General features: G+C 72.8%; 24 protein-coding genes and 2 pseudogenes. 12 read left to right on the plus strand and 14 right to left on the minus strand.

From position 1 onward, the window contains the following. Window positions 1–666: 666 nt before the first annotated feature. The 3 genes from F8568_RS17995 to F8568_RS18005 all read right to left on the minus strand — a co-directional run bounded on the left by F8568_RS17995 (window position 667) and on the right by F8568_RS18005 (window position 3600). Window positions 667–1107, minus strand: a complete 441-nt coding sequence (locus F8568_RS17995; RefSeq protein WP_151594714.1) for a hypothetical protein — start codon at window positions 1105–1107, stop codon at window positions 667–669. A 146-nt stretch (window positions 1108–1253) separates the two neighbouring features. Next, window positions 1254–2036 carry a siderophore-interacting protein gene (locus tag F8568_RS18000; protein ID WP_202125104.1) on the minus strand — a complete coding sequence of 261 codons (783 nt, stop codon included), beginning with the start codon at window positions 2034–2036 and terminating at the stop codon, window positions 1254–1256. A gap of 37 nt (window positions 2037–2073) precedes the next feature. Further along, a complete protein-coding gene (locus F8568_RS18005) occupies window positions 2074–3600 on the minus strand; it encodes an MFS transporter (protein ID WP_202125105.1) in 1527 nt (508 codons plus the stop codon). A 194-nt stretch (window positions 3601–3794) separates the two neighbouring features. Here F8568_RS18005 and F8568_RS18010 point away from each other — a divergent pair, with 194 nt between their 5' ends. The 4 genes from F8568_RS18010 (at window position 3795) to F8568_RS50440 (ending at window position 8297) form a co-directional block, all read left to right on the plus strand. Beyond that, entirely contained in the window at window positions 3795–4715 is a 921-nt protein-coding gene (locus F8568_RS18010) for a LysR family transcriptional regulator (protein WP_202125106.1), read from the plus strand. Window positions 4716–4809: 94 nt separating this feature from the next. Further along, window positions 4810–5907: a winged helix DNA-binding domain-containing protein gene (locus tag F8568_RS18015; protein WP_151594716.1), complete on the plus strand. Its 1098-nt coding sequence runs from the start codon at window positions 4810–4812 to the stop codon at window positions 5905–5907. A gap of 664 nt (window positions 5908–6571) precedes the next feature. Beyond that, window positions 6572–6841, plus strand: coding sequence for a hypothetical protein (locus tag F8568_RS18020; RefSeq protein ID WP_151594717.1), 270 nt, complete (start codon window positions 6572–6574; stop codon window positions 6839–6841). Between the two features lie 133 nt (window positions 6842–6974). Beyond that, window positions 6975–8297 (plus strand): DUF2786 domain-containing protein, encoded by a 1323-nt coding sequence (locus tag F8568_RS50440; protein WP_151594718.1) that lies wholly within the window; start codon window positions 6975–6977, stop codon window positions 8295–8297. Between the two features lie 97 nt (window positions 8298–8394). Here F8568_RS50440 and F8568_RS18030 read toward each other — a convergent pair whose 3' ends face one another. Together F8568_RS18030 and F8568_RS18035 are read right to left on the minus strand one after the other, a co-directional pair. Next, window positions 8395–8607 (minus strand): helix-turn-helix domain-containing protein, encoded by a 213-nt coding sequence (locus F8568_RS18030; protein ID WP_151538805.1) that lies wholly within the window; start codon window positions 8605–8607, stop codon window positions 8395–8397. A 166-nt stretch (window positions 8608–8773) separates the two neighbouring features. Beyond that, a complete protein-coding gene (locus tag F8568_RS18035) occupies window positions 8774–9904 on the minus strand; it encodes a class II glutamine amidotransferase (RefSeq protein ID WP_328600937.1) in 1131 nt (376 codons plus the stop codon). Window positions 9905–10158: 254 nt separating this feature from the next. On the opposite strand from F8568_RS18035, the gene F8568_RS18040 reads away from it, so the two are divergent. From F8568_RS18040 to F8568_RS18050, 3 genes are all read left to right on the plus strand, one after another. Then, entirely contained in the window at window positions 10159–11091 is a 933-nt protein-coding gene (locus F8568_RS18040; protein ID WP_151594719.1) for a hypothetical protein, read from the plus strand. A 23-nt stretch (window positions 11092–11114) separates the two neighbouring features. After that, the gene (locus tag F8568_RS18045; protein ID WP_202125108.1) at window positions 11115–11408 is read left to right on the plus strand and encodes a hypothetical protein; all 294 of its coding nucleotides are present in this window, start codon (window positions 11115–11117) and stop codon (window positions 11406–11408) included. A 967-nt stretch (window positions 11409–12375) separates the two neighbouring features. Beyond that, on the plus strand, window positions 12376–13101 hold the full coding sequence (locus F8568_RS18050) for a hypothetical protein (RefSeq protein WP_151594720.1): 726 nt from the start codon (window positions 12376–12378) through the stop codon (window positions 13099–13101). A 98-nt stretch (window positions 13102–13199) separates the two neighbouring features. Here the strand turns inward: F8568_RS18050 and F8568_RS18055 are convergent, their stop codons facing one another. The 3 genes from F8568_RS18055 to F8568_RS18065 form a co-directional block, all read right to left on the minus strand. Beyond that, the gene (locus F8568_RS18055; protein ID WP_151594721.1) at window positions 13200–13985 is read right to left on the minus strand and encodes a hypothetical protein; all 786 of its coding nucleotides are present in this window, start codon (window positions 13983–13985) and stop codon (window positions 13200–13202) included. A 129-nt stretch (window positions 13986–14114) separates the two neighbouring features. Further along, window positions 14115–15116, minus strand: coding sequence for a cytochrome P450 (locus F8568_RS50445; RefSeq protein WP_151594722.1), 1002 nt, complete (start codon window positions 15114–15116; stop codon window positions 14115–14117). 192 nt (window positions 15117–15308) lie between these two features. Beyond that, a complete protein-coding gene (locus F8568_RS18065; RefSeq protein ID WP_151594723.1) occupies window positions 15309–16592 on the minus strand; it encodes a citrate synthase in 1284 nt (427 codons plus the stop codon). Between the two features lie 129 nt (window positions 16593–16721). Between F8568_RS18065 and F8568_RS18070 the strand changes: the two genes are divergently transcribed. Then, window positions 16722–17384 (plus strand): thiaminase II/PqqC family protein, encoded by a 663-nt coding sequence (locus F8568_RS18070; RefSeq protein WP_151594724.1) that lies wholly within the window; start codon window positions 16722–16724, stop codon window positions 17382–17384. Window positions 17385–17424: 40 nt separating this feature from the next. Here F8568_RS18070 and F8568_RS18075 read toward each other — a convergent pair whose 3' ends face one another. Further along, window positions 17425–18333, minus strand: coding sequence for a serine/threonine-protein kinase (locus F8568_RS18075; RefSeq protein ID WP_151594725.1), 909 nt, complete (start codon window positions 18331–18333; stop codon window positions 17425–17427). Between the two features lie 67 nt (window positions 18334–18400). Continuing rightward, the gene (locus F8568_RS18080; RefSeq protein ID WP_151594726.1) at window positions 18401–19339 is read right to left on the minus strand and encodes an aldo/keto reductase; all 939 of its coding nucleotides are present in this window, start codon (window positions 19337–19339) and stop codon (window positions 18401–18403) included. 189 nt (window positions 19340–19528) lie between these two features. Between F8568_RS18080 and F8568_RS18085 the strand changes: the two genes are divergently transcribed. Next, window positions 19529–20431, plus strand: a complete 903-nt coding sequence (locus tag F8568_RS18085; RefSeq protein ID WP_151594727.1) for a hypothetical protein — start codon at window positions 19529–19531, stop codon at window positions 20429–20431. A gap of 343 nt (window positions 20432–20774) precedes the next feature. Here F8568_RS18085 and F8568_RS18090 read toward each other — a convergent pair whose 3' ends face one another. Next, window positions 20775–21011, minus strand: a complete 237-nt coding sequence (locus F8568_RS18090) for a hypothetical protein (RefSeq protein WP_151594728.1) — start codon at window positions 21009–21011, stop codon at window positions 20775–20777. A 128-nt stretch (window positions 21012–21139) separates the two neighbouring features. Between F8568_RS18090 and F8568_RS18095 the strand changes: the two genes are divergently transcribed. Continuing rightward, the gene (locus F8568_RS18095; protein ID WP_151594729.1) at window positions 21140–21835 is read left to right on the plus strand and encodes an alpha/beta fold hydrolase; all 696 of its coding nucleotides are present in this window, start codon (window positions 21140–21142) and stop codon (window positions 21833–21835) included. 164 nt (window positions 21836–21999) lie between these two features. On the opposite strand, the gene F8568_RS18100 is transcribed toward F8568_RS18095, so the two are convergent. Then, on the minus strand, window positions 22000–22749 hold the full coding sequence (locus F8568_RS18100; protein WP_328600938.1) for a TetR/AcrR family transcriptional regulator: 750 nt from the start codon (window positions 22747–22749) through the stop codon (window positions 22000–22002). 93 nt (window positions 22750–22842) lie between these two features. On the opposite strand from F8568_RS18100, the gene F8568_RS18105 reads away from it, so the two are divergent. Next, entirely contained in the window at window positions 22843–23751 is a 909-nt protein-coding gene (locus F8568_RS18105) for a TIGR03620 family F420-dependent LLM class oxidoreductase (RefSeq protein ID WP_151594730.1), read from the plus strand. Between the two features lie 35 nt (window positions 23752–23786). On the opposite strand, the gene F8568_RS18110 is transcribed toward F8568_RS18105, so the two are convergent. Then, window positions 23787–24443, minus strand: coding sequence for a response regulator transcription factor (locus F8568_RS18110; RefSeq protein WP_202125109.1), 657 nt, complete (start codon window positions 24441–24443; stop codon window positions 23787–23789). A gap of 79 nt (window positions 24444–24522) precedes the next feature. Further along, window positions 24523–25479 (minus strand): annotated as a pseudogene (locus F8568_RS51475) (sensor histidine kinase); the annotation flags it as partial. A 262-nt stretch (window positions 25480–25741) separates the two neighbouring features. Here F8568_RS51475 and F8568_RS18120 point away from each other — a divergent pair. Next, window positions 25742–25972: pseudogene (locus tag F8568_RS18120) on the plus strand (ATP-binding cassette domain-containing protein); the annotation flags it as partial. Window positions 25973–26163: the final 191 nt, after the last annotated feature.

The raw sequence follows: 26163 nt of genomic DNA on the forward strand, positions 1-26163 counted from the left end.
ATGCCGCCGCGGAAAGGAACCCGCAGGGACGGCCCGCGGACATGACGGGTCGCGCTCGCGTCCGTCCGCGCAGGGCCCGTTGCGGGCCTGCGTGCGACGCGGGCTTCGATGACGCGGGAGAGAGTGCCGACCGGGGGCTCACGGGCCCCGCACGGTCACGGCCGGTGCATGGTACGGCCGTGGTTCGGCTGAAGGGTCCCGCCTGGCGGGCGGGAGGCGGCGGCTATGCGATTGGCCAGGTCAACGGTGCTTTGACCTCGACCTGGCGTTGACTATATCCGGCATTACCACTCTTGAGTCAAATGGGCGATTTCTTTACCTTTGCCCGGGTAGATCGTTTTCTCGGGCGGTCGGCGGGATCGCCTTTCCCGCCGCGGATCCGGGCGGACGCGCACGTCGGCGCACGGATGGAGAGATCGCAAAGAATGATCTTTATGCCGCCTGATCACCGCCGGCGGGGCGTCCGGAGCGGAGATCGGCACCAGTCCGGCGAGCCTCTCGGGCGACGGCGGGCACAAGAAAACCCGGCCGGGCGAACCGGCCGGGTGCACGCCAGAGACGGCCCCTGGCAGGGCTATGACTCGAAACGGCAAGGCGGCGGCCATGACGGCGGCGCCGGGCCCCGGACCGCGCAGGGCGGCCCGGAAGCGTAGGTGGAGACGCGGGTCAGGGCGCCGGGTAGACCGACGGCACGAGCGGGGTCGGTCCCGTGCCGCCCGCGAAGAACGGGTCGACCACCGGCGCCTCGGCGAAGGGGGCCTGCGCGTAGGCGGGCTCCGGGAACGGCGTGGCCGCCACGATCGGCTGGTACGGCGCGGGAGCGGCCTGGGGGGCGCCCGGCGGCGGCACGGGCGGCGGGACGTGGGAGCCGTCGGCCCGGCGCGATTCCGGCGCCGGAGGGGCCGTCCGATCCGCACGGCGCTCGGCCAGGACGGCCATCAGCGCGCGGGCGGTGTCGGCGTCCATCCGGAGCAGGACGCTGGGCGTCCCTCCCTGGTCGACGAACGGGGAGACCGAGGGCGCGGAGGGGAGCTGGGGCAGCGCCGCCCGCATCTCCTCGCGGAGATCCTGGGCCAGCCGCAGCGCCTGTCGGTCACTGTCGCTCAAGTGTGCGGTCATCGCGATCTCCGGCGAGTTCACGTGCGGGGGTCCGGGGCAATCCTGCTAGGAATGGCGTGCAGGTGCAAGGGCTGATGCACGTGCATTTTGCGAAATATCACCCCGTAACCCCGGCCCCCGCCGCTCGTTCCCGATCAGTCCATCCCCCGCCTGCCGGGCGTCCAGTAGGGCTTGACCTGCACGGATCTGCGCGGCCAGCCCCGTTCCCGGACCAGATGGGCGCGCACGGCCTGTACGGTGCGCGCTTCCCCGGCCACGTAGGCGAACCCCGGCTCGGCGGGAAGATCGAGCCGGCGCACCGCGTCGACGAGGGCCTCCGACGACGCCGCCGAGGCGCCGCCCCGCCGGCACCAGGCGAGCTCCCCGCCCCTCGGCAGCGGCAGGCGGTCCTCCGGCTCGGCGACCTCCACCGCGCCGTACACGGGCTCCTCCGGCCCGACGGCGCGCAGCATCGCGCCGAACGTGACCGAGGCGGTCTCCTCCCCCGCGAACAGGTGGTACGGAGCCGAGCGCAGCGCGAACGATCCTTCCGGCTTGTTGAAGACGACCTCGTCACCCGGCCGGACGGACCGCGCCCAGCACGCCCCTGGCCCCGCGTCCTCATGGTCCATGACGCACAGCTCCAGCACGCCGGAGGACGCGTCGTAGTCCCACACGGAGTAGGTGCGCAGCGCGTCGCGCACCTTGCCGCTGACCCACGTCCGCGCGGACGTGATGTCCACCATGTGCACGCGGACATGCTGCCCGGGCGTCCAGTCCAGGCCGGGAACGCCGCCGACGCCGATCCACCGCATGCGGCCAGGCGCGGGCCGGACGTCCTCGACCCGTCCCCGGACGAACATCCGGTCCAGCAGCCTGCCGCGGACTCCGCGCGCGGGCGGGCTCTGCGCCACGGTCATCGCCACCTCTCCGCTCATCGCGTTATATCTCGTATGCGAACGTTCACGATATATCTCATTCGCCGCCACCGCCAGCCCTCTCCGCCCGGTTCCGCCCGGGGAGCCCCGGGGCGATCAGCACCGCGGCCACGCAGGCGATCAGCGCGACCACCCGGAACCCCGCCGACATCGCGCCGGTGAAAGCCGAGATCACCTGCGCGTGCGTCCCGGCACCGGCGCCCGCCGCGTCCGCCGCGGCGATCGCCTCGCCCGCCGAGTGCGCGTGCCCGGCCAGCGCCGCCGGCAGAGCGCCGGTGAAGCGGCTCGTGAGCACCGTCCCGAGGACCGCCACGCCGAGCGCGCTGCCGATCTCGCGGGCGGCGCTGTTCAGGCCCGACCCGAGCCCGGCGCGCCCGGGCGGGAGCGCGGACATCACGCCGACCGACAGCGGCGGCACGCACAGTCCCATGCCGGCCGACATGACCAGCAGGTCCACCGCGTAGAGCGGGTAGGGCGTGGACGCGTCGGCGAGCGAGAGCAGCCCGAGCCCGCCGGCGATGACGAGCAGCCCGGAGGTGATGACCGCGCGGTTCCCGAACCGCCCGGCCAGACCGACGCTCCGCCGGGACACCACGATCATGCCGACCACGAGCGGCGCGATCGCCACGCCGGTGAGCAGCGGCGAGTACCCCTTGGCGTACTGCAGGTACTGGGCGTTGACGAAGAACAGCGCGAACAGGCAGAAGAAGCCGGCCCCGATGCCCAGCACCCCGCTGCGCAGCGCGGGGGCGGCGAACAGGCGCGGGTCGAGCAGCGGATGCGCGGCGCGCAGCGCGTGCGCGGCGAACACCGCCAGCAGAACGGCGGCGCCCGCGAACCCGCCCAGCACCGGCGCCGACGTCCAGCCCCGCTCGGAGCCCTCGATGATCCCGAAGAGCAGCGCGAACAGGGCCCCGGTGAGCAGCGCCGCTCCCGGGACGTCCAGGTCGGCGTGGTGCCGCTCGCCCGCGGGGGCCGCCCAGGCCGTCAGCGCGGCCAGGGCGCCGGCGGCGAGGGCGCCCCCGAGGAACAGGGACTGCCAGGGCAGCCACTCCAGCACCGCTCCCCCGGCGAGGTTGCCGACCGCCCCCGCGATGCCGGTCGCGGCCGTCCAGACAGCGATCGCCTGCGGGCGGCGCGCCGGCTCGGTGACCTGCATCAGCAGCGACAGCGTCGCGGGCATGATGAGCGCGGCCCCCACCCCGGTGACCAGCCGGCCCGCCAGCAGGACGGGGACGGCGGGCGCCGCCGCCGACAGCAGGCAGCCGGCGGCGAAGACGCCGAGGCCGGCCAGCAGCGCGCCCTTGCGTCCGAACCGGTCGCCCGCGGCGCCCGCCGGGATCAGCAGGCAGCCGAAGACCAGGACGTAGGAGTCGACGATCCACAGCAGCGCGGTGGCGGACGGATGCAGGCCGCTCGCCGACAGCTTGGGGATCGAGAGGTTGATGGCCGCGACCATCGCCACGACCAGGATCACGCACGCCGACATCAGCGGCGGGACGGCGCGCCGGGCGGCGCGTCCCCGGCCGGGGGGCGCGGCGGCGCGGACGGCATCGATCGTCATGAGGGGTTCCTCGGAATCTCTCGCGGGCGCGCCTCGGGCGCGCCGGAACAGGCCGAACAGGCGGGTTGGAGGGGATCCGGCCGCGCGCGCCGGGCACGAGGGAGGCGGTCGTGCGCGCCGCCTCCGCGATCTCCAACGTAGGCTGGCGGTGACTTGCTTTCAAATGCATCTTTTGCACGTGAGGAATGCGCCTGATGCAATCCAGGCTGGATCTCAACCTGCTCGTCGCGCTCGACGTGCTGCTCGACGAGGGCAGCGTCACCGGCGCCGCGGAGCGCCTGCACCTGTCGAGCCCCGCGATGAGCCGGACCCTCGCGCGCATACGCAAGGCCCTGGGCGATCCCGTGCTCGTGCGTTCGGGCCGCGGCATGGTGCCGACCCCGCGCGCGCTTGCGATGCGCGCGGAGGTCCATGACCTCGTCCAGCGCGCCTACACGCTGTTCTCCGCCGGCGACGGCTTCTCCCCGCGGACGCTGCAGGGCACCTTCACCCTGCAGGCGGAGGAGGGCACGATCGCCGTCCTGGCCGGCCCGCTCCTGGAGCGGATGGCGCGCGACGCACCGGGCGTCACCCTGCGTTTCCTCGGCGAGGGGCCGCGCGACACGCACCTCCTGCGGCGCGCCTCCACCGACCTGGAGATCGGCGTCATCACCGCCGAGACGACCGACACCCGCCTCGGCCTTCTCCTGGAGGACCGGATCTCTTCCGTCGTCCGCCCCGGGCATCCGCTCGCGGGGCGGAAGGTGACGCTGGACGAGTGGTGCGCGGCCGCACAGCTCATCAACACGCGGCGCGGACGCCTCGCCGGGCCCATCGACGAGATCCTCGCCGAGAGAGGACGCGCCAGGCGCATCACCGGGACAGTCCCGACGGTCAACACCGCGCTGACGGTCGTCCGGGGAACCGACCTGCTGGGTTTCGCGGCGGAACGGCTGCACAGGCCGCTGGTGGAGCGGCTGGGCCTGGTGTGGGTGCCGATCCCGCTGCCCATGCCGCCCCTGCGGCTGTCGATGGCCTGGCACGCGCGCTACGACGCCGACCCCGCGCACGCGTGGCTGCGCCGCTGCGTCCGCGAGACGATCGCGGACGTGGCAGGCGGGAACACCGGCGGCTAGGAGCGTCCTGGGGCGTCGGTAGTGTCGGTATCCCGAACCATCCCCGCCGCACCGGGCGACCCGGTACCGCCGGGGCGGCGAGAAGGCGGAGACGATGGCGGACACTCTCAGCGTCCAGGCCCTCAACAGGGCCACGCTGGCACGGCAGCTGCTGCTCGCACGCGAGCGCGTCCCGGTCACCGACGCCGTCGGGCGGCTCTTCGGGATGCAGGCGCAGGAGCCCAGGCCGCCCTTCCTCGGGCTGTGGTCCCGCCTGGAGGGCTTCCAGGCGGCCGACCTGCACGCGGCCCTGCGCGACCGGACGCTCGTCCGCGCGACCATGATGCGTGCGACCCTGCACCTGATGACGGCCCCGGACTACCTCGCGTTCCGCACGTCGCTGCAGCCGATGCTGGACGCGGCGATGCGCGTCCTCGGAGAGCGCGCCAAAGGCCTCGATCTCGACGAGGTCGTCCCCGCCGCCCGCGCCCTCCTCGACGAGCGGCCGCGCACGTTCAACGAGGTCCGCGCCCTGCTGCAGGAACGCTTCCCGGACGTCAACGACCGCGCGCTCGGCTATGCCGTGCGCATGTGCGTGCCGCTGGTCATGGTCCCGACCGACGACAGGTGGGGCTTCCCGCGCTCCGCGGAGTTCGCGTCCGCCGGCGGCTGGCTCGGCGCCGCACCGTCCGCCGACGCCGCCGACGACGACCTCGTCCTGCGGTACCTGGAGGCGTTCGGCCCGGCGTCCGCCGCCGACGCGCAGACCTGGTCCGGGCTGCGCTCGGCGGGCGAGGCCCTGGAACGGCTGCGGCCGCGCCTGGCCGTCTTCGCCGACGACAGGGGCCGTGAGCTGTTCGACCTGCCCGGCGCGCCCCGCCCGGGCGCGGACGTCCCGGTCCCGGCGCGGTTCCTGCCGGAGTTCGACAGCCTGGTCCTCGCGCACGCCGACCGGCGGCGGATCATCGCCGACGCGCACCGCCCGTCGCTCACCACGAAGAACCTCCGGGTCCGCGCCGTGTTCCTCTGGGACGGGTTCGCGCGCGGCGTCTGGGAGACCGAGTACAAGCGCAAGGTCGCCACCCTGCGGCTGCGGCCCTTCGAGCCCCTTCCCCGGGCCGCCCTCGACGAGCTCACCGCCGAGGGCGAGGCCCTGCTGCGCTTCGCCGAGCCCGGCGCCAGGGACACCGTGGTGACCGTCGCCGAGGACTGACACCGGCGGGCCGGGTCAGGCGATCGTGTCCGGCCGAGGCCCTCCCAGTACGGCGCCCGCAGGTCCCTCTTGAGGATCTTGCCGCTGGGGTTGCGCGGCAGCGCGTCCACGAAGTCGACCGAGCGGGGGCGCTTGAAGCCGGCCGGCCGCTCGCGGGCGTAGCCGATCACCTCGTCCTCGGTGAGCGCGGCGCCCGGCGCGCGTTCCGCGTCCCCGCCCGGCTCGACGATCTTCACCTCGACCCAGGCGTACGACCGGCCCGCCGAGCGCGTCAGGTGCGCGCGCGGGCCGTCCGGGTCGTGGTCCTCGGGCTCCGGCTGGACGACGGCGCCGGTCAGCCCGTCCCGCCGATGTGGAACAGCGGCATCGGCACCACGGTCACCGGCGCCCGGGCGTCCGCGACGATCGCGGCGCGGTAGTCCACTCCGACCCCTTCCGAATCAGATTCGGTTCTATGCGCCCGCCCCTGCCGACCGGATCCGCAGAGTGGAAAGCGCTCACTCGCCCCACGTGCGAACATGACACTGCGCCCGTGCACGGCTTCGAATAGTGATCAATCCGATACCTGTATTGATTGAAAGATCCATTAAACCGGCGCAAGCTGTCCCCGACGCCTGGAATGCCCCGCCCGTTCCTTCCGACCGACCGCCGACAGGACGCGACCATGTTCGAGATCTGGGAGACGAGTGAGCCGGCCCGGCTCATCAGCGACGCGGGCAGCCTGAAGGTCGCGCTGGAGAAGGTCGACACCATGTGCCGCCTCCGCCACGACCAGGCCGTGGCGCACGTCGGCGACGCCGCCGAGGGCTACCACTTCGAGATCAGGGACCACGACGGCAAGGCCCTCGCCAGGCTCAGCTACGTGCCCGACACCACCCGCGCCTACCAGAGCGTGGTGGTCGAGGAGATGCGCGGCGAGGACCTCAGCAGGTAGCCCCCGCACCGGCACGGTGCACCGACGGTGAAATCTCCGTTTCGCACGGATGTCCGCGCACGGGCACCCGCCCGTGCGTGGCAGTATGCCTCGTGGTCGGGTGACGGACCCTCGGACGACGACGGGAGTACCGGTGCGGAAGGCGTGGTGGCGGCCACGGCAGGCTGATTCCTCTTCCGATGCGGAGCCGTGCGGCCCCCGCCCGTCCCTCCTGGACGAGGCCGAGACGCTGACGTCCGAGGCCGTCCGCGCGGTGGCCCGGGGCGACGACGAGGCGTTCGACCTCCTCGTGGCCGCGCTGGCCGACCGTCCGGACGTGCCGGGCTGGCCCCTCGTCACCGCGCGGTGCCTCGCCGCCCGGCTGGAGCGCGGCGTCGCCCTCGCCTGGGAGCGCGGCTGGCAGCCCGCCGACGTCGTCCGGTACGCGGCCCGCCGCCGCGGCGCCAGGCACGGCCGCCTCGCCGCCGACGCGATCGCCGCCGAGATGCGCGCCTACTCCGCCGCGACCGTCGCCGCGCAGTGGCGCGAGCAGCTCGCCCTCATCGGCGCCGAGGTCTGGTGGGAGGACGACGACGAGCATCCCGACGCCTGGTGCGACCGCGAAGGGACCGACCGGGCCGGCTTCGTCGCCTGCGGCGCCGAACTCGTCCACCTGCTGGAGGGTCTGCCGAGACTGGCGAGCATCGGCCCGCCCCCGGGGACGCCGCTGCGCGAGACGCCCGTACGGGACGGGTTCGAGGGCGTCGACCAGCGGATGCTCGGCAAGGTCCGCGCCCTGCTCGCGAAGGCGGAGTCGACCGAGTTCCCCGAAGAGGCCGAGGCGCTCAGCGCGCGCGCACAGGAACTCATCGCGCGGCACAGCATCGACCACGCGCTGCTGGCCGCCGAGACCGGCGACCTGGGCGGTCCCGCGGGCCGCCGCGTCGCGGTGGACAACCCCTACGACGCGCCGAAGGCCGTGCTGCTCACCGTGGTGGCGGACGCCAACCGGTGCCGCGCCGTATGGCACAGGGAACTGGGGTTCTCCACGGTCCTGGGGTTCCCCGCCGATCTCGCGGCGGTGGAGATGCTCTTCACATCGCTGCTGGTGCAGGCGACGGCGGCGATGGTGCATGCCGGGCCCCGCCGCGACGCGCGCGGGCGGTCACGGACGCGGTCGTTCCGCCACGCCTTCCTCAACGCCTACGCGGCGCGCATCGGGGAGCGCCTCCGGGACGCGGCCGGTGAGGCGGCGAACCGGGCGGCGGCCGACGCCGGCGGGAAGGATCTGCTTCCCGTTCTGGCCGCGCGCGACCTGGCCGTCGAGAGGGCCGTCGACGCGATGTTCCCCAACCTGGCCAAGGGCCGGGCCGGTTCGGTGTCCAACTACGAGGGCTGGGTCGCCGGCCGCGCCGCGGCCGACCTCGCCAGCCTGAACGGGCGCTCCGAGGTCTCCGGGGCGTCCCGCCGGTCCTAGCGCGCGGGGTCCCCCCGGGGGGCGAGGGGGACGTCCGGCCATGGTGTCGCTTCCTTCTCTTCGTGCTCGACTGTTGGGTACGACGTCGGGAGCGGGGTCAGTCCTTCTTGCGCCGGGTGTTGCCGCCGCGGCCGCGCAGCGGGACGCCGGCCTCCTTCAGCACGTTGTAGATGAACCCGTACGACCGGCCCGTCTCGGCGGCCAGGTCGCGGATGCTCTCGCCGCCCGCGTAGCGGGGTGCGAGCTCCGCGGCGAGCTGCGTGCGTTCGGCACCGGTGACACGGGTGCCCCTCGACAGCGTTCGGGTCACGGGGACCTCCTGTTCCCAGAGCTGGGCCGCGGGACCGTCCCCGCAGCTCACAGCAGTGTTGATCTACCCAACGTACACATTCCCTCTGAATCCGCCCCTGATGCGGCGCCAATCCGCACAAAATCGGCCAATGCTGGTCTTTTCCGTGGTCAACGGCGTGTCGGAACTAGACAGACGGCCCTCGGACGGCTTTCCGCTGGGCGTTCCGCAGGACCAACGGCGTGAGGGGGCGGCGGACCGGAACCGCCTGCGCGCCCGCGCCCGCCGCCGCGCCCGCTGCCGTGCCTGCCATCGCGCCCGTCGTCGCGCTCGGCGAAGCGCCTCGCAGCGAGGCGACCGGCACGCCCTGGACGGGCTCGTCGGCGACGGCCGTCTGCTGCGAGGCGGCCTCCCGCGCCGACAGGTCGCAACGGCGCAGCGGGTGCCGGGGCGGCTCGAACGGGAACAGCGAGGTCTCGGCCAGCCCGTCCACGACGAGCAGTTCGCCGGGCTCGAGCGGCCGCCACCCCGGCCGGTCGTCCATCGGCTCGCTCGCGATCACCACGGCGGGCACCGGGCCGTCCGCCGCCGCGTCGCCGGGGCCGCTCGTGCCGCCCCTGTCCGGCGACAGCACCCACAGCTCGTTGCTCTCCGGGTAGCGCAGCGCCCACAGCCGCCCCGACTCGGCGATCAGCAGGTTGACCGCGAACACCGGCAGTTCGGCGCCGATCCGCCGCACCGCCTCGATGATCCCCTCGGTCGTGTCGCCGCGCCGCCGGATCTCCGCGGTCACGAAGGCGAACACCAGCTCCGAGTCGGTCTCGCCCGCGACGTGCGCGCGCTCGACGTCGGTCAACCACGTGCGGAGCGTGTCGAGCCCCTTCACCACCCCGTTGTGCGCGAACAGGCGGTCGTTCATGACGAACGGATGGCAGTTGTGCACGGTGAGGCCGCCGACCGAGGCGTCACGCACGTGGGAGACGAACGTGTGCGACGGGACGTTGCGGGCGTGCAGGTCGAAGTCGGCGTTCTCGAAGGCGGCGAGCGGCGCCCGGTCGCGCACGGGCTCACCGCCGAGCGAGAACCAGCCGAGACCCGCGCCGTGCGGCATCCGGTGGCTCTGCGCCCGCAGGCTCGACGGCGCGTCCAGCAGCCAATGAGCCGCCCTCACGCGGGGTCCGCCCGTGCTCATCCCGAACAGTCGGCACATGCCGTTCGCCTTTCGATATCGAGAGTGATCCCGCGCCTCGGGTCCCCGGCCGGCGACGCAAAGGAAGATCATAACTACGAGTGATGATGATTTTACCCAACGTTGCATCGAGCGTCCGGCGATTCCGCCAGTCGGCCGAGGTGCCGCGCCATCGCCACGGTCGTGGCACCCGGGGCCTGCGAGGCGCACCCGGGCCGCTGCGCCCCACCGGATCACGCGGTCGGCGGTCGCCGCCGTGCACCGACTTTACGTCGCTCTGTCCATGCGTTGACCTGATTATCCACAGAACGTCGTTCTGCTTCCGTCTGTTCCGCGATGGCCGCAGGCTGGTCGCGATCGGCCCCATCCACCGAGGAGAAACCATGATCGTCTTCCCTGTCCCGGCCTCCACCACCACCCGGTTCGCCGTCGCGGCCGACCATGTCCCGCACGACCTCGGCGGCCTGCTCCGCGACGCGAACGGCCCCTACGCCGCGCACATCGCGGGCCGGATCGGCTCGCCCCAGCTCGAGGTCGTCCGCGAGGACGCCGCCTCCCTCCGCTGGGATCCGCGCGGGATCCGGGCGCCCCGCCCACAGGACCGCCGCCGCGAACGCGCGTTCCAGGACGCCTCCGAGTTCGCCGTCGTCACCGCCTGCGCCCCGATCACCGACCAGCCCCGCGCCGTCCAGGTCGCCCGCGCGGCCGCGTTGCACCTGTGCGCCGCGCTCGGCGGCGTCCCGGCCGACCTCGTCACCGGCCACGTCCTGACCCCGCTGGCCGAGGAGCGGACCCGCTTCGTCCTGGCGGACCAATGGCTCGGCGACGTGCTGCCGCCCTTCCGCGCCAACGGCCGCTGCACCGCCCCCGACCCCGACCGCGATCCCGAGGGCGTGAACGGCTGTTCCTGCGTCCGCCTGCGCACCCGCGGCCTGCGCCGCTTCGGCCTGCCCGAACTCCAGATCACCGACGTCGCCTGCCCGCACGACCTGGCCGCTCTGAACGTCCTGCGCACCACGGCCCGCCGCCTCCTGGCCGACCACTGGTCCTGGCTGTCCACCGGCCCAGCGGGGCGGACCCGCGAGATCGACGCCGACGTCCCGCTCACCCAGGCCGACTTCAGCGCCTTCTGGGGCGGCCACCGCGCCCACCCCGCTCGCCCGTCCCCGTTCCAGGTCCGCCTCACCCTCCTCACCCCTCGCCTCCTCGCCGTGGCGCCGCCCGACGACGTCCCCGGCACCGTCAACGACTGGCTCTGCGGAGACACGCTCCCGCTCGGCATGTACGACGTCCTCCACTCCCCCCGAGCCGCCTGACAGCCGCACCCGACGACCCCGGGATGAGCCACCCCACGAACGGCCCACTCGACCCGCGCAAGAAGCTAGGGCCGCCTGACACCCCACCCCCGCAACCGGCGTCCAAGCACCTGCGGGTCCTCCGGGAGTTCGAGCTCATTCGTGTCCGCAGGGCGGGCAAGCAGCGGCTGTGCTGCCTCGACGCGCGCGGCTGCGGCCCGTCCACGACCGGGGTGGGCGGATTCGAGCGCTCGAAAAGCGAGAGCTTCGACCGGTTGGACGAGTACGTCCAGGATCTGAAGCAAAGACAGCAACCGCACGACGATGACGACCAGTAGCGGCGGCGAGCCCGCGTTGGTCCTGACCTTCGAGGCGGTCGGCGAGCAGGACCGGATCGTGATGCGCACGGTCCCCACCAAGCTGGGCATCCGCCGACGACTCAGGGCACATCGATGTTGTCAGGCTTGTAGACGCTTATGCTCTTCAGAGCTTTCGGCCGACGGCATTCCATCCTCCGACTTCGGCATTGATGTGCTGCGCCGAGGTCGCGGAACCTTACTTTTCGGTTCGCACGCGGAGACCTTCGCGTTGGTCAAGTGTGACTGCGCCCGGGACCCCCGATGAGGCCGATTATATCCGGACGATTATGGATGTGCGGCACATTTCGCTGGAGTGGTGACCGGACGATCGGCGAGTCGAGTGCGAGCAATGGTCAACGCTCCGTAGCCGAATTGACTACGATCGGCATTCTGACGGTGACCAACGCGATCCCCCGGGGCGAAGATGACCCGTTTCCTGGCAGATCCCAGGATGGCAGACATATTCGGCGAAATCGTCCGCTGCACCTGCGGACTGCTCGGCTGCACCGCGGCCGCGGGCGTGATCTCCTTCAGCGCCGCGCCCGCCGATGCCGCGTCCGGACCGCCGCCGAAACCGCGAAGATCGGCGTCGGCTCCCTGCCGGAACGTCCTCGACCGTGACTGGTACACCGCCCAGCTCTGCAGGGAGGCTTGGCTGGCGATGTTCGACGCCGCGCGCGAGAGGGGGGCGGGCCCCGGGGACGCCGCCCGTAGGCGGGGACCGTTCGAGAAGGGCCCGAAGGCCGGACGCCGGCGGCCCGCACCGCCGAAACCGCTCGACCGGCCGAGCCCCCGCCCCGCGCTCCGGGCCCCGGACGGCGTTCCCCAGGCGCCGGTTCCGACACCGGTTCCGACGGCGGCCTTCGGGAGCGGAGGCGCCGGCCAGAGCCCGGTGCGCCCGCACGAGCAGGCCGACGATGAGCCGCGGATACATCCGGTCCAACCGGTGCTTCTGCTCGGCCTCCTCCTCCCGGCGGCCGCCGCGATCTGCTATCCGTTCCGGCACCGGATCCTCGCGGCGGCGACCGCGGGGATGCCGGTGCTCGCCTCGCCCACCGGCGGCCCCGACCCGCGGCCCGTTCCGTTCACCTACCGTCCCTCCCTCGACCCGTTCGCGGTGCCCGCGCTGGCGCTCGCGGGAAGCGGCGCGGCCGACAGCGCGCGGGTGCTCGCCCTGTCCGCGCTCGACGAGCACGGCGACAGCTCCCTGGTGGTGATCCCGCGGCCCGACGCGGGCCGGCTCTTCGGGCTCGACGAGGACGAGTTGCTCGACGCGGACGCCGCGGGGCTGTTCATCCCCGGCAACCTCGACGCCGCCCTGGCCTACCTCGAGACCGAACTCGCGATCCGGCGGGACACCGGGGCGCCCGCCGCCCGGCGCCTCCTGCTGGTCGCCGACTGCGCGGAGGAGGCCGGCCGCATCACCGCGCTCCTCGACCGCCACCCGGGCGGGCTGTCCGCGGTGCTCCTCGGTGCCTGGCCGGGGGCTCAGGCCGTCGTGGACGGCGACGGCCTGGTCGACGCTCCCGCCGCGCTGGCGGCCCATCTCCCCCAGCGGCTTCCGGCGATGTCGCGGACCGAGGCCCGTGACCGGCTCCATGCCGCCATTGCCCGCCAGGCCGAGGACAGGCGGCGCCCGCCCGGGCGGCGTCACGGCTCCCGGCGGGCGTGAGCAGGCCCGCCGCCGTGCGGGGGACGCATCGGTCTCTCGCCGCCCGTGCGGGCCGTGGGCGGAGGCGCCCGGCCCCGGTGCCGTGCCGCCGGCGTCTTTCACACGGTCTCCCGTTCGTATCTGGCGCTCTCGGCCCTGGTTCCCACCAGATTGCGGATCGCACGGCCGAGGAGGGCCGGGTCCGGAGGCTGGTCCGCGTCGCGGTCGAGATAGGCGGTGCAGCGCAGCATCCAGCCGCGCACGACGTCCTCGATGTCGGTCTCGGCCCGTCTCGCCTTGGCCAGGGCCCTGCGGAGCCTTTCCTCGCGGACCTCCTGTGCGAGCTCCTCGTCGGCGGCCAGCGCATGGATGTCGGCGAGCGCGTAGCGCCCGAACCGGTCGGTCGCCAGGGCCCGCTCACCGGCGATGCGGTCGAAGGTCTTGCGCGGCCAGCCGAGGATCGTCACCGCCCCGCCGGCGTCGACGCTGTCGAACAGGGGCCCCTTGCGGGCGGAGACGACGTCGCGGACCGCGGCGGCATCGAGGGCGTCGAGGTCGCGCAGGAGGTAGAGCGGGTGCCCGCGGAAGGTGCCGACGACCTCGAGGTCATCCTGGGCCACCAGCACCTCGACGTCGCGGCGCTCGACGTCCAGGCCCGTGCGGACGGCGAGCCGGGCGGCCGCCCGGACCGCTCCGACCGGGGGCTCCTCTCCGAACCGTGCGACCACCTGGTCGCGCCGGCTCGCGCATTCGCCGGCGAGCCGGGCCGACCAGCGCTCGCCGTCGAGGTCGGGGTCGGGGAGCAGTCCGTGCTCCCGGCCGAGGCGCAACTGCCACCGGGTCAATCCGAGCCGGCCCGCGAGCTGGTTCGGTCCGAGATCTGCGGCTGTGGTCTGTGCGGGCATGATCGCGCCTTTCCGTGTACCGGGATGTGACGCGCAACAGCCTCGCTCGTGGTGCGCCGCCGCGATAGTGGAACGCCATTCTGTGGAAAAGGCCCGAAAAGTTGCGGCTAATGTCCTGTTCTGCGGCCTTCAAAAGGCGCAGGGAAGGGACTTGATCCCGTTGATGAAGCTCGTGCGCTGCCGTACCGGAGCGGCTGTGGCGTGCAGTTCGGGAAGGCGCGTGTAGAGCTCCCGCAGCAGGACGGTGACCTCGCGGCGGCCGAGATGGGCGCCGAGGCAGAAGTGCGGTCCGGGCGCGCCGAAGCCGACGTGGGGGTTCGGCGAGCGCGTGATGTCGAACGCGTACGGGTCCTCGAACACGGCCTCGTCGCGGTTGGCCGAGGTGTAGTAGAGGACCACTCTGTCGCCGGCCCGGTACACGTACCCGCAGAGCTCGTAGTCCTGCGAGAGCGTGCGCCGCATCCACGTCACCGGAGTCGCGTATCGGACGGCCTCCTCCACCGCACCGGGAAGGCGGTTCTCCACGTCGGCCATGAGGAGCGCGCGCTGATCGGGGTACGCGGTGAGAAGGGCGATCGCATGCGACAGCGCGTTGCGGGTCGTCTCGTTCTCCGCGACGACCAGCAGCGTGAAGAAGCGTGCGAGCTCGACGGCCGTGAGCGATTCGCCGTCCACGTTCGCGTGCGTGAGCGCCGTGACGAGGTCGTCCGCCGGCTCCTTGCCGCGCAGCCGCCCCAGATCGCCCATGAGCGCGTGCAGGTGGGCGAACTTCTCGCGCAGCATCGTGATGCGGTCCTCGCCGGCCGGGCCGACGTAATCGGGGTCGCCGATGCCAAGGATCATGTTCGTGGCGTCGATGACCCCGTCGTACTCCGAGTCCGGGACGCCCATCATCGAGCAGATGATCCGCAGGGGCATCGGCATCGCGACGTGCTCGACGAAGTCGCACGGGACCCGCTCGGCGAGCTCGTCGACGATCCGGCGGGCGAGGACGGTGACGTCCCCGGCGAACCGCTCGACCATGCGCGGGGTGAACGAGCGGGAGACGATCCGCCGGAGCCGCGCGTGCCGGGGGTCGTCCATGCTGATCATCGAGCCGGAGTACTCGGCGATCTCCGGCGCCGGGTCCACGAGGCTGACCGCCGTGGGCTGCCCCGGAATGCGATCAGTCGAACGTCCTGCGCCTCAGGGGGCAAGTGATGTTTATCGCAAGCGCGCGCGGGCGGGCACTGAGCCCGCCCGCCGCGCACTCGGTCGTCGCTTGGGGCGATGCCGGCCGCCGGGAGAGAAGCCCCCTGGACCGGCGGCCCGGCCGGGGCCCGATCAGCGCGCGGAAGGCTCCACGTAGTGGCGCTCGCCCGGTCCCACGTACACCTGCCGCGGGCGGCCGATCTTGGTGGTGGAGTCGTTCATCATCTCGCGCCACTGCGCGATCCAGCCGGGAAGCCGGCCGAGCGCGAACAGCACCGTGAAGGCGTTCGTGGGGAAGCCCATCGCCTTGTAGATGACGCCGGTGTAGAAGTCCACATTCGGGTAGAGCTTCCGCTCGACGAAGTAGTCGTCGCTGAGCGCGACCTCCTCAAGCCGCATGGCCAGGTCGAGGAGCGGGTCGGACTTGCCGAGCGCCTCCAGCACCTTGCCGGTGGCCTTCTTCACGACCGCGGCGCGCGGGTCGTAGTTGCGGTACACGCGGTGCCCGAAGCCCATCAGCTTGACGCCGGGCTCCTTCTTCTTGACCCGCTCCACGAACGACTCGATGTTGTCGCCGTTCTGGTGGATGCGCTCCAGCATTTCCAGGACGGCCTGGTTCGCGCCGCCGTGGAGCGGCCCGAACAGGGCGTCGACGCCCGCGGATACGGACGAGAACAGGTTGGCCTGGCTGGAGCCCACCAGCCGCACCGTGGAGGTCGAGCAGTTCTGCTCGTGGTCGGCGTGCAGGACGAAGAGCATGTCCAGGACCCGCACGATCTCGGGGTCGATCTCGTACGGCTGCGTGGGCAGCCCGAACGTCATACGCAGGAAGTTCTCCACGTACCCGAGCGAGTTGTCGGGGTACAGCAGCGGCTGCCCGTTGGACGTCTTGTAGGCGTAGGCCGCGATGGTGGGCAGCTTGGCGATGAGCCGGATGCTGGACTGGTCGACCTGCTCGGGGTCGAACGGGTCCAGGCTGTCCTGGTAGAAGGTCGACAGCGCGCTGACCGCCGACGACAGGACCGCCATCGGGTGGGCGCGGCGCGGGAAGGCGGAGAAGAAGGCCCGGAACTTCTCGTCGAGCAGCGTGTGGTTGCGGACGCTGTCGGTGAACTTCTCCAGCTGGGCGGGCGTCGGCAGCTCCCCGTAGATCAGCAGGTACGCCACCTCGAGGAAGGACGATTTCTCCGCCAGCTCCTCGATGGGATAGCCCCGGTAGCGCAGGATGCCCGCCTCACCGTCGATATACGTGATCGCCGATGTGGTGGACGCGGTGTTGGTGAAACCGGGGTCGAGTGTGACGTGCCCCGTCTCCTTCAGGAGGCTCCCCACCCGCAGTCCCGAAGGGCCCTCGGTCGACTCCGTGACCTCGAGGGGCATCCGGCCGCCCGCGTGGTTGAGTTCGAAATCCGACATATGCGCTCGCTCCCAACTCCGTCCACACCTGCGTAGACGTTCCGCTCTTCATCGTATCTAGGTGATCACATGGCCTGATCGGCGGCCGTCTCGTTGACGCCGGGGCCGTGCGGATGTTGCGCTGAGTACATGACCGACAACAGTGCTGCGGAGCTGGTCGCCCAAGCGCGCGCGGACATCGCGGCGAAGGCGGGCGGCAACCGCTACCTGGACCTGCTCGAGGCGGGCGAGGTCCCCCGGGAACGCCTGGTCCGGCTGGCCGCGGAGGAGTACCGGATCGTCAGCAGCGATCAGCGCAGTTTCGCTCTGCTCGCGGCGCGTTTCCCCGTGCCGCCGGCGGGCGGGATGTTCCTGGGGCTGGCCCAGGGCGAGGCGGAGGCTCTGACATTGCTCCTCCGCTTCGCGGCGAGCCTCGGCGAAAGTGAGAAGAGTCTCAAAGCGTACGAGCCGCATCCGCTCGCGCAGGCTTATCCGGCCTACCTGGCGCAGCGTGCCGCCTTCGGCACTTCGACCGAGGTGGCATCGGCCATGCTGGCCAATCTGGAGGAGTGGGGCGCCTACTGCGCCCGTACCGCCACGGCGCTTCGCGAACGCTACGGCTTCGATGAGGAGGCCGTCGGGTTCTTCTCCTTCTTCGCCGAGTCGCCGCCGGGCTTCGAGGAGCAGGCTCTCGCCGTCATCGCCGCGGGGCTGGCCTCCGGTGACGACCCGGCGGAGGCGTCCCGGGCGGCCCGTCTCCTGCACGCCTACGAGACCGCCTTCTGGGACGCACTGGCCGACGGCCTCCCCTGACCGGCCTTCCGGATGGACGGCGTGCCGCCCTCGAAGGGCCTCATGCCCGTCCTGGAGGCTCGAGCAAGGTGGGCTGCTCCCCCATCACATCGATCAGGGTCGGTTCCTGGACGTCGATGAGGTCGCCTATCTCGTCCGTGAACCCGTCCTCTCCGTAGACCGCGTCGAGAAGCGTGGACAGCGCGGTGAGGACCTGCTCGGGCGAGGGCCGTTCCTCCGGGTCCTTGACGAGGCAGCGCGTCACCAGGCCGCGCATGGGGTCCGGCAGGCGTTCGAGGTCGGGACGTCCGTACACGATGCGTCCGCGCACCTTGTGCCCCGTGCCGAACGGCGCGGATCCGGTCGCCGCGTAGACGAGCGTGGCGCCGAGCGAGAACACGTCGCTCTTGGAGGTGACGGGCTCGCCGAGTGCCTGCTCGGGCGACATGTAGGCGGGCGTGCCCAGGATCTCCGAACGCGCGAGCGGCAGCGCGTCCAGCGGCCGGGCGATGCCGAAGTCGATGACGCGCGGGCCGTCCGGCGCCAGCAGGACGTTCGAGGGCTTCAGGTCCCGGTGGACGATCCCCGCGCGGTGGATCGCGATGAGCGCCTCCCCCAGGCCCGCCCCCAGCCTGCACGCCGCCTGCTCGGGCAGCGGTCCCTTCTCCCGGACGACCTCGGCCAGGCTCACACCGCGGATGTACTGCGTCGCGAGCCACGGCCGTTCGGCGTCGGGGTCCGCGTCGACGACGGCCGCGGTGTAGAAGCCGCTGACGGCCTTGGCGGAGACGACCTCCCGGCGGAACCTCGCCCGCCAGCGGGGATCGCCCAGCAGTTCGTCCCTGATGACCTTCACGGCGACCAGCCGCCGGCTCGGTGAGGTGCCGAGGAAGACCTCGCCCATCCCGCCGGAGCCGAGCCGCGCGACCACGCGGTAGGGGCCGATCATCCGGGGGGCTTCAGGCTGCATGGGCACGGGATCCGATCATGGTGGGCGCGGCTTCATCGTGCCATGGGCGGCCCTTCGCTCCGGCCGGTCAGGCCCAGGGGAGCTCACTGCGCTCCCGCCAGTAGCGTTCCGGCGCGACGCTCAGGCCCGCCAGCACCTCGAACTCCCGCTCGTCCAGGGGCAAGTCTGTCGCCGCCAGGTTCGCCTGCAACTGGCCGGGGCTGACGGCTCCGATCAGGACCGTGTCCGCCCAGGGCCGGCTCAGCGCGGCGGCCAGGGACAGCGCGTCGGCGCCGGTGTTCTTCTCCGCCGCCATGGCGGCCAACGCGGGCGGGGGGCTCACGGCCAGCCGGCCGTTCGCGAGCACCTCCTTGAGCAGGACGTGCAGGCCGGCCGCATGTGCCTCCTCGAGGGCCGGCCCGGCGGAGGTGTCCAGGAGATTCCATGTCGATTGCACGGTGCTGAACAGCCGCCTGCCGGAGACCTCGAGGCGCATGGCACGGCGGATGGTGCCCGCCTGCCCGGGTCCGGACGTGGAGAACCCCACCCGAACGCCCTGGGCCGCCGCTTCGGCCAGGGCCTCCTGAAGCCCGACATCGTCGAAGAGCGGGCTGTCCTCGGTAAGCGAATGGACTTGATAGACCGAGAGACGGTCGCCGAGAAGCGCACGCGTCTCCGTGTACTGGGCGCGGTAACGGTCAGGGCTGTGCTCCTTGACCTCGTGCACTGGGGCATCGAGCCGCCAGCCTCCGACGTACGTGTAGCCCCACTTACTGGAGATGGTCAACCCGTCCGGCTTACGCGTGGTGAGCCATTCCCCCAGGAACTCTTCAGCGCGTCCGTACGACCGGGCGGTGTCAACCCATCGGATCCCCGTCGCGTAGGCGTCGTCAAGGAGGCTCCAGGTCGCGCGGCGCATCTGCTTGACGCCGCGGGCTTCGGGCAGCTCTTCTGCCCTGCCCACGTTGATGTAGGCGGGACGCCCCACCGCCGCAAGGCCGATCCCCAGCCGCCCTATCGCATTCATGCTGCCAGCCTCCCACGCCGGGCCCGTGGGCCACTGCCTCCACGAACCCACCTTCGGACATTTCTCCCGTTTTCACCATCAAATGGCGGCCCTTATCCACAGAATCGCGTTCAGGTCACCTTTTCGTCGCGCCTCCTCGAGGCTTGACGACGTCACGCGAAGTCGCCAGGCCCCCGAAGGAGGCTCCCTTTGTCGATCACCATCACCGTTCCCGAGGAGACCACCGCCCGGTTCGTCGTCGCCGCCGACCGGGCTCCCGACGACGTCGCCACCGCCCTCCGGCAGGGCCTGCCGGGGCGGCTGGGCGCCGCGATGTTCCACCGGCTCGGCACGCCGGCCCTGATGGTGGCCGCGCACAAGGCCGAGGTGTCGCCCTGGGACCTGCGGTCGGTGACCGGTACCGACCCGGACGACGTCGAGCGGGTCCGCCGCGGCGACTGGCACGTCGGGGTGACCTCGGTCCTGCCGGTCGCCGATCTGCCCGCCGGCCCGCACATCGCACGCGCCACGGCCGAGGTGCTGGCCGGATCGCTCGGCGGCGTGCCCGTCGACCTCGACATGAACCAGGTCGTGCACCCGCCGCCCGTGCCCCGCCCGGAGGACTTCGTCCTCGCGGACGGCTGGACGGGCGCCGTGCTGCCGCCCTACCGGAACGCCGGCCGGTGCACCGCCGACGAGGACGAGCTCGACGGCTGCTCCTGCGTCGGCATCACCACCCGGGGCCTGCGCCGCTTCGGCCTCCCCGAGCTGGAGATCACCGGCGTGGCATGCCCCCACGACCTCGCCGCCCTGAACCTCGTCCGGACCGCCGCCCAGCGGCTGCTGCCTCTCGGCAGGCATCGCGGCGAGCACGTCCTGCACTCGGAACTCGTCCTGACGAGCGCCGACTTCGCGGCGTTCTGGGGAAGCCGGGACCAGGTGTGGGATGACGGACCCGTCCCCGTGCGACTCGTCCAGACCGGACCCCGCCGCCTTTCGATCCAGGCACCGGAGGACTTCCCGGGCACTCTCAACGAGTGGCTCTGGGACGAGCTGCCGCCCGTCCTGCACCATTACCTGAGCTGCGAGCCCGACGACGCCGCGCCGGACTGAGCGGCCGGGCGCCGACACCGGCGCGCCGGTTAGCGTCAGTCGTCATGCGGAACGAACAGGAGCCGGGCTCCCTGGAGAAGGTCCTTGCGGACATCACTGCCGAACGCGCCGCTCAGGACCGGATGTGGGGCGTCCAGGAGTTTCCCGACGGCACCGGGCCGGCGTTCGCCGGAGAAGCCGACCGAGCCAAGGACGCGTGCGCCGGCGCCTGGTCGCGCGGCGAGCCGAGCCGCTCCGCGAAGCACACCGATCGAGTTGGTCTCTCCCGGCGCATCGTCTTGCGGCTCCAAGCTCAGGCGCCGAGAGCTTCCCCCGGCGGCGAGCACAACGGAACGCCCCCGCGTCAGGGCCAGAACCGGCGAAGCGTCCACGGACCGGCGGCCCCGGCGGCCGGTCCGACCACCTCCGCGATCGCGGGGCCGTCCGGCGTCGTGACCTGGAGCCGGTAGAAACGGGCCTCGCCGGGCTCCTGCCACTGCGCCAGGACCCGGCGGACCCGGAAGCAGCCGCGCGCGCCGGTGATCTGAGAAGGGTGGCCCACCGGGGTCGTCTCCGCGGAGACGGGTTCATCGATCAGCACGAGACCAGACCCTAGCCCGAACAGGTGTTCGAGCAAAGCCCGACGAGCCGTCCTACACGACGGCGCCCTGTCGGTGCCGGCCGGTAGCGTCGGCCCTCGGGTGCGGTGCCGGGGAGAGGAGCACGAGCATGGCAACGTACGTCCTTGTTCCCGGGGCGGGTGGGAGCGCCTGGTTCTGGCATCTTCTCGTCCCTGAACTCCAGGCCCGCGGGCATGAGGTCATCGCCGTCGAGTTGCCGGCGGCCGACGAGTCGGCGGGGCTCGCGGAGTACGCGGACACTGTCGTGGAAGCGATCGGCGACCGCGCCGGGGTCGTCCTGGTGGCGCAGTCGATGGGCGGGCTCACCGCGCCGCTCGTGTGCGCCCGTGTCCCGGTGGCGTTGCTCGTCCTGCTGAACGCGATGGTCCCGCTGCCCGGCGAGACCGGCGGCGCGTGGTGGGCCAACACCGGTCAAGCCGCGGCCATGGCCGAGCAGGCGGCGCGGGAGGGGCGGACTCCGCCCGCCGAGTTCGATCCGGAGGACTGCTTCTTCCATGACGTCGCGCCGGAGGTGACGGCCGAAGCGTTCGCGCGGGGCGAGCAGTCGCAGTCGGGCAAGCCGTTCGAGGACCCCTGGCCTCTGGAGAAGTGGCCGGACACGCCGACCGTGTTCCTGCAGGGCCGGGACGACCGGCTCTTCCCCCTGCCGTTCCAGCGCCGGGTCGTCCGGGAGCGCCTGGACATACCGGTCGACGACATGCCGGGCGGGCATCTCGTCGCGCTCAGCCGCCCCAAGGAGCTCGCCGACCGGCTGGAGGCGTACCGGATCCGGTACGTTTCGTGACAGTGGCGGTCAGCCGGCCCCGATGGCCCGGGCCAGAGCAGGAGGCAGCGGGTAGAGGCGCTCCCTGGGGAGGAGGGCCTGGGCCTGGGCGGTCCGGCCCGCCTGGAGCAGCCCATGGATCCGGCGGACGAGCGGTGTGCCATGCCGCAGGACGCGCGGTGGATTCAACCGGATTCCGGCGCGGCGGACCTGCGGCGGTGGGCCTTCTGGCGGCAGGCGGCGCCGCAGTACCGTGCGGGGCGGCCGGTGCGCGCGGCCGCCAGCGGGGTCCCGCAGACCTCGCACCGGATGTCGTTGCGTGACACCGGCAGACTTTCGTCACGGAGTTTCGTTACAGCAGGGGGGCGAAGCGCGTCGCAGGCGAGCGCGGTCATGCGCCCGGCGGGCCCGTCGGCGCGCCGCAGCCGCTCGGCGACCACGCATCCGGCCATCAGGCCCCGCACGTCCCGCAGGTCGATGTCCGCACGCACGTCCCCCGCCGCCTGGGCCCGGCGGAGCAGTGCGTCGAGGGCCTCGTTGAACTCCTCTTCGACGGCGCCGAAGGCCTCGACCCCGTCCTCCGGGGCCAGCGCGTCGCAGATGGCGTGGTTGAACATCGCGCGCTCGACGACCCACATCAGGAACCCGTAGAACCGCTCCCCCGGGTCGTCGGCGCCGGCCAGCGACCGCGCCTCCTCGATGATGCTCTCGAAGCGCTCGGTGACGACGGCCGTGAACAGGGCCTCCTTGGTCGGGAAGTTGCGGTAGACCGTCCCGGCGCCGACGCCGGCGCGGCGGGCGATGTCGTCGAGCGGGACGAGCCGCCCCTCGGCGGCGAACGCCTCGAGCGCGGCCTGGAGGATCCGGCTCCGGTTGCGCCGCGCGTCCGCGCGGCGCGGCTCGGTCTCGGTCCGGCGGGACGGAGCGTCGGGCACGAGCGCCTTGCCTCCTTTGACAAACGGGGCGAGCGTTCCGGTATTGTCCTAACCGGGTTGATCGTTCCGATTGTACGTCCGAAGGAGACGGCCATGGGCAAGGACCCGGTGCTCGAGGCGAGGCGGCGGCTGGGGCGGATCGGGGTGGGCCTGATGACGCCCCTCGCCCCGGCGGAGGAATGGCGGCGGGCCGCCCGCCGGGTGGAGGACGCCGGCTACGGCGCGATCTGGGTGAACGAGGCGATCGGCGGCCGGGAGGTGTTCACGCAGCTCGGCGTGATGCTCGCGGCGACCGACCGGATCGTGCTCGGGTCGGCGATCGCGAACCTCTGGGCGCGGCACCCGGCCGCGATGCAGGGCGCCGCGTCGGTGCTGGCGGACGCCTACCCGGGACGGCTCGCGCTCGGCATCGGCGTCAGCATGGGCGCGATCGTCGAGCAGAGCGGCCAGACGTGGACCAGCCCGCTCGCCCGCATGCGCGGGTACATCGAGGGAATGGACGTCGCGGTGGAGGCGGCGCCGAAGCCGGAGGTGCCGTTCCCCCGGCTGATCGCGGCGCTGGGGCCGAAGATGCAGCGCCTGGCCGGGGAGCGCGCGGACGGGATGCTTCCCGCGATGATGCCCGTCGAGCACACGCGCCGGGCGCGGGAGATGCTCGGCCCCGACAAGCTGCTGATCGCCGCGCAGCCGGTGATCCTCGAGACCGATCCGGCGAAGGCGCGGGGCATCGCCCGCCAGGCCGGGGCCTTCACCATCCCGGGGTCGCCCTACATCGGGGCGCTCAAGAACCTGGGCTTCTCGGACGCGGACCTCGCGGGCGGCGGCTCCGACGCGGTCATCGACGCCTGTTTCAGCTGGGGCGACGAGGCCGCGGTGGCCAAGGGCGTCAAGGCGTACCTGGACGCGGGGGCCGACCATGTCTGCGTGACGGTGTTCCAGCCGGACCTCGCCTCGTCCGCCGACCAGTTCGAGCGGCTGGCCCCGCACCTGCTGGACGGCTGACCCGCACCTGCCGCAAGGCGACCCGCACGCGGGCGTCAGCGGGGGCGGACCAGGCCGGTCTCGTAGGCGGCGATCACCAGCTGGGCCCGGTCGCGGGCCTGGAGCTTCGCCGGCAGGCGGCCGATGTGGGTCTTCACGGTCGCGGGGCTGAGATGCAGGTGCTCGGCGAGTTCCGTGTTGGACAGGCCGCGGGCGATGAGGGCGAGGACCTCGCGCTCGCGGTCGGTCAGGGCGCCGAGGCCGGCGGGCGGCGGCCCCGCGGGGGCGGGCCGGCGGACGAACTCGGCGATCAGCCGGCGGGTCACGGTCGGGGCGAGCAGCGACTCGCCGGAGGCGACCACGCGGATGGCCGACAGCAGGTCGGCGGGCGGGGTGTCCTTCAGCAGGAACCCGCTGGCACCGGCCCGCAGCGCCGCGTAGACGTAGGAGTCCAGGTCGAACGTCGTGAGGATGAGGACCCGGACGTCCGGCAGGTCGCGGCAGATGCGCCGGGTCGCCTCGATGCCGTCCATCTCCGGCATCCGGACGTCCATGAGGACGACGTCGGGCCGTTCGCGCGCGGCGATCCCGACGGCCTCCGCGCCGGTGCCGGCTTCGCCTACGGCGCGCAGCCCCGGCGCGGTGTCGATCAGGACGCGGAAGCTGCCGCGCACCAGGGTCTGGTCGTCGGCGACGAGGACGCGCAGTTCCAACGTGCTCCCAGGCTTCGTAGGGGAAGGCGGCGGCGACGCCGAAGCCGCCTTCCCGGCGGGGGCCGGCGGTGAAGTCGCCGCCGTACATCATGACGCGTTCGCGCATCCCGATGAGCCCGTGGCCGGGGGCGCCGGGCAGGACGCGGACGCCGGGGCCGTCGTCGTCCACCTCGATGCGGACGCGCCCGCCGGCGGCCTCGACCAGGACGCGGCAGCGGGCGGGCGCGGCGTGCTTGACGACGTTGGTGACGGCCTCCTGGACGATCCGGTAGGCGGCGAGCGCGACGCCGTCCGGCAGGTCGCCCGCGCGGACGTCGAGGTCGACGCGGACGCCGGCCATGGCGGCGCGTTCGACGAGGCCGGGCAGTGATCCGAGGCCGGGCGCGGGGGCGAGGCCGGGCTCGTCGGCGCGCAGGACGCCGAGCAGGTGGCGCATCTCCCCGAGCGTCCCGCGGCTGGTGGACCCGATGACGCGCAGCGCGTCGAGGGCCTCCTGCGGGCGGGCCTCGGCGACGTGGACGGCGACGCCCGCCTTGACGGCGATGAGGCTCATGCTGTGCGCGACGATGTCGTGGAGCTCGCGGGCGATACGGAGCCGTTCCTCGCCGACGGCGGTCTCGGCGAGGCGGCGGGCGGCCCGGGCGGTGTAGGCGCGGCGGTCGCGGACGGCGCGGCCGAGCGCCCAGGACGCGCCGAGGACGGCGATGCCGAGGACCGCGCGGCCGCCCTGTTCGGCCTGCCAGTTCTTCGGCCCGACCAGCGCGCCGCCGAGGATGGGGATCGCGCTCAGCACGCCGATCGCCCGGGTGGGGACGAAGCGCGCGCGGGGCAGTTCCAGCGCGAGCGGGTAGAGCGCGTAGCCGGCGGCGGCGTAGAAGTCCCAGGGCAGTCCGAGGATCAGAGCCAGGGTGGACGCGGCGAGGACGGCGCCGAAGACCGGGACGGGCCGGATCCGCCGGACGGCGAGCGGCAGTCCCATGGCGGCGGCGACGGGCACGGCGAGGAGCGCCGGGGTGTCGCGGCCGCCGGAGAACACCAGCAGGAACAGCGTGTAGAGGACCGCGACCGCGGTGTCCAGGCGATCGGCCGCCTGCCGCGGGCGGGCTGGGCGTGCGGGGAGGCCGGCTCGGATTCGTGCACGTCACGACGGTAGCCGGACGGCGTGCCGGGGCGCGTCGTGCCGGCGGGCGTCAGACCTGGGTCCGATGCGGCGGCGCGGTCTCGGAGCAGGGGCGGACCGACGGGTCCCGACCGGGTTCCGATGCGCCGGGGCGGCGTCCGGCGGGAGCGTTGACGTCATGATCGAAGTAAGGGAGCTGACCAAGCGCTACGGCGGGACCGTCGCCGTGGACGGCCTGTCGTTCCAGGTGCGCCCGGGGACGGTCACCGGGTTCCTCGGCCCGAACGGCGCGGGGAGGTCGACGACGATGCGCGTCCTGCTGGGGCTGGACGCGCCGTCGTCGGGGTGGGACGGCCTCGACCCCGCCCGGCGCGCGCGGTTCCTGCTGCGCCCGCTGCAGGAGCTGGGCGGCTGGGTCGCCCAGCTGTGCCTCGGAGTGCTCGGCGTGCTCGCGGCGACGTCGGAGTACCGCACCGGGATTCTACGGGGACTCGCTGTCACCGCCTGCGGCGGCCGCCGTCCTCCTGGCCTATGCGCTCGTCCCGCTCGCGTTCGCCGGCTTCGTGCTCGCCCGGCGGGACGCATAGGCGGCCGGTGGTG

The organism is Actinomadura physcomitrii (assembly GCF_008923205.2).
In the GTDB taxonomy this organism is placed as follows: Bacteria; Actinomycetota; Actinomycetes; order Streptosporangiales; family Streptosporangiaceae; genus Spirillospora; species Spirillospora physcomitrii.